The following is a 2456-nucleotide window of genomic DNA, read 5'->3' as shown; positions in this document are numbered from 1 at the left end:
GATCGGCCTGGGGATCGGGGGGTACACGGCCGGACGGAGGGCCCGGCGGCCGCTCGCGGCTGTGCCGCCGTGGCCCGCGGTCTAAGCTTGGCTTTTAGCCATGGGCACCTGGCGCGCGCGAGACGGCCGGCAGGCCAATTCTGAGCGTCGCCGCCAGCGAGTGGCCACCGTGATCAAGAACTCCGCCAAGAGCGGCACCCGATCAGCGTTTCCGCCATCGCCCGGCAAGCCGGAGTGGGCCGCACGTTCCTCTGTCGTCACCGGTGCCCTGGAACTCCGGAGTCGTCGAAGGTCACGTTAACCGGATCAAAATGCTCAAGCGCCAGATGTTCGGCCGCGCAGGCTTCGACCTTCTTCGCGAACGGGTCCTGCTCGCCCCGTAGTTGTGTTGTCAGTCCCTGATGCGAGGATCCGGGCGACCATACGCAAGGAGATCAGCATGGGTACCTGGGATACCGGCCCCTTCGACAACGACACAGCGGCAGACTTCGCCAACGCACTCGACGATGCCGAGCCCGAGGTGCGAGAAGCCCTGATCCGAGGCGTCCTCGTCCGAACGATCGACTCAACCGGCTATCTCATGGAAGCGGAAGAGGCGGTGGCCGCCGCCTTGATCGCGGCGCAATGCCCGGAAGGCGACCCCGTCGACACGCCCTACGGCCCGGAAACACCTATGCCCCTGTTCCCTTCCGACCTGCGCGCACTCGCCGACGAAGCCCTCGCCCGCATCGTCGGCGACGAGGATGGGCCGGCCTCAAACTGGGTCGACCCGGAGGACTGGAAGCAGTGGCGAGCCGTACTCACGCGCCTTCGCGCAGTGCTTGCCCCGCTGCTTCTGGGTGGCTCAGGTGCCGTGTAGTGCGATGGTCCTGGTACTGGTGGCCGCGCATGGCTTCCTCGCACCAGGTGGCGAAGGTGGGGTCGCACAGCCGGTCGCGGAATCGGCCGATTCCGATCCAGCGCAGTACGGCCCCGGTCCGGTCCAGAGGGAAGTACGTCTCGCCGGGCCCGGTGGTGCCGGCTTCCGGCTCGCCGGGCGGTTCGGGTGACCAGCCCAGGGCGGTGACCGTGTCCATGGAACGCAGGTTTCCGAAGACGCCCGGCATGCTACGGGTCTGCCTGGTCAGGTCGAGGTGTTCCACCTGTACCGGTCCGGTGTCGTCGGTCGCGTTCAGGGACATGGTCAGGTCCCCGCCCGTCTGGCCGGCGCGGCCCAGGACGATCTTCTCCTGGATCAGGATCCTGCCGGTGCCGTGCAGCCGGATCCGGGTGTCCCGGTGGGTGGCGATCCCGTCCGAGACCACGAATGGCTTGCCCGCCCAGGTGAGCACCGCCCCGTCGCCCACCGTGGCGTCGACCGTCCAGGACGACGGTGCGTCGCCTTCGTACGCGACAGTGCCGGTCGTCTCGACAACGTCCAGCCATGCGCCGTCAGCGACCTCCACGTCGATGCGGACGGCATCGCCGGACAGCAGCAGCGCCTGGGTGGCGAGCAGGCCCACCCGGGCGCCGCGGGCGTCCTGATCCATGATCCGCACCGTGAGATGCCCGGTCGTGTGGTGGACGCGGCAGCGGCTCCCTTTGGGAGTGACGCTCAGGCGGGTCGGTCCGGTCACGCGCGCTGTCCCGCACGCGCGGGGGCGGGGGTGTGGTCGTGCGAGTGGGTGGTGCCGTTGGCATGGGTGTGCGGGTGGGGTTCCTCGCCGTCCCGGGCTGTGTGGAAGTGCGGGGCCATGGGGCCGGGGTCGACGGGGGTGTGCTCGCCGGTGCGGTAGTGGGCGAGGGTGTCGCGGACCCATCCGGTGAGCAGCCGGACGGACGCCTCGTCGTGCCGGGACAGTGCGATCACCGGGGAACCCTGCCGTGCTTCGCGCCCTTCGCGCGTCATGCGTTCGACGTCCACGCCCACATGCACGCCCAGGTCGGTCTTGTTGATCACGAGCAGGTCGGCGCGGGCGATGCCGGGTCCGCCCTTGCGGACGACGTCACCGCCGCCGGCGACGTCCAGGACGAACAGTTGGGCGTCCACCAGGGCCGGGGAGAAGGTCGCGGTGAGGTTGTCGCCGCCGGACTCGATGATGACCAGGTCCAGGGGGCCGAGGTCGGCCTCCAGGTCTTCGGCCGCCAGCAGGTTGGCCGTTACGTCGTCACGGATTGCCGTGTGGGGGCACGCGCCCGTCTCCACCGGGCGGATGCGTTCGGGGTCCAGGACTCCGGCGCTCTTGAGGAAGCGCGCGTCCTCGTCGGTGTAGATGTCGTTGGTGATGACGCCCAGGCGCAGTTCCCCGGAGAGCGCCTGGCACAGCGTCGCGATGAGCGAGCTCTTGCCGGTGCCGACGGGTCCGGCGACGCCCAGGCGCAGGGCACGGGTGGGGGTGGTGGCGTTCTCAGGCACTGAAGAGCCTCTCTGTGGTGGTGTCGTGGGTCTCGGCCCAGCGCTCGATGAGGGGTGCGCC

The 2456-nt window shown here is 69.6% G+C and carries 3 protein-coding genes; 1 reads left to right on the top strand and 2 read right to left on the bottom strand.

The window, feature by feature from the left end:
- The first annotated feature begins 439 nt into the window (after positions 1–439).
- A complete protein-coding gene (locus tag ACWCQ6_RS36825; RefSeq protein ID WP_451096809.1) occupies positions 440–859 on the top strand; it encodes a DUF4259 domain-containing protein in 420 nt (139 codons plus the stop codon).
- Here the strand turns inward: ACWCQ6_RS36825 and ACWCQ6_RS36820 are convergent.
- Together ACWCQ6_RS36820 and ureG are read right to left on the bottom strand one after the other, a co-directional pair.
- Positions 801–1529, bottom strand: coding sequence for an urease accessory protein UreD (locus ACWCQ6_RS36820; RefSeq protein WP_451096807.1), 729 nt, complete (start codon positions 1527–1529; stop codon positions 801–803). The two genes, ACWCQ6_RS36825 and ACWCQ6_RS36820, sit on opposite strands and share 59 nt — an antisense overlap.
- Positions 1530–1612: 83 nt before the next feature.
- A complete protein-coding gene (gene ureG / locus ACWCQ6_RS36815) occupies positions 1613–2395 on the bottom strand; it encodes an urease accessory protein UreG (protein ID WP_451096805.1) in 783 nt (260 codons plus the stop codon).
- Between the last annotated feature and the right edge of the window lie 61 nt (positions 2396–2456).

It is taken from the genome of Streptomyces sp. NPDC001880, assembly GCF_053594575.1.
Note: the sequence above shows the minus strand (reverse complement) of the source record. Positions and strands in the feature narration are given on the sequence as shown.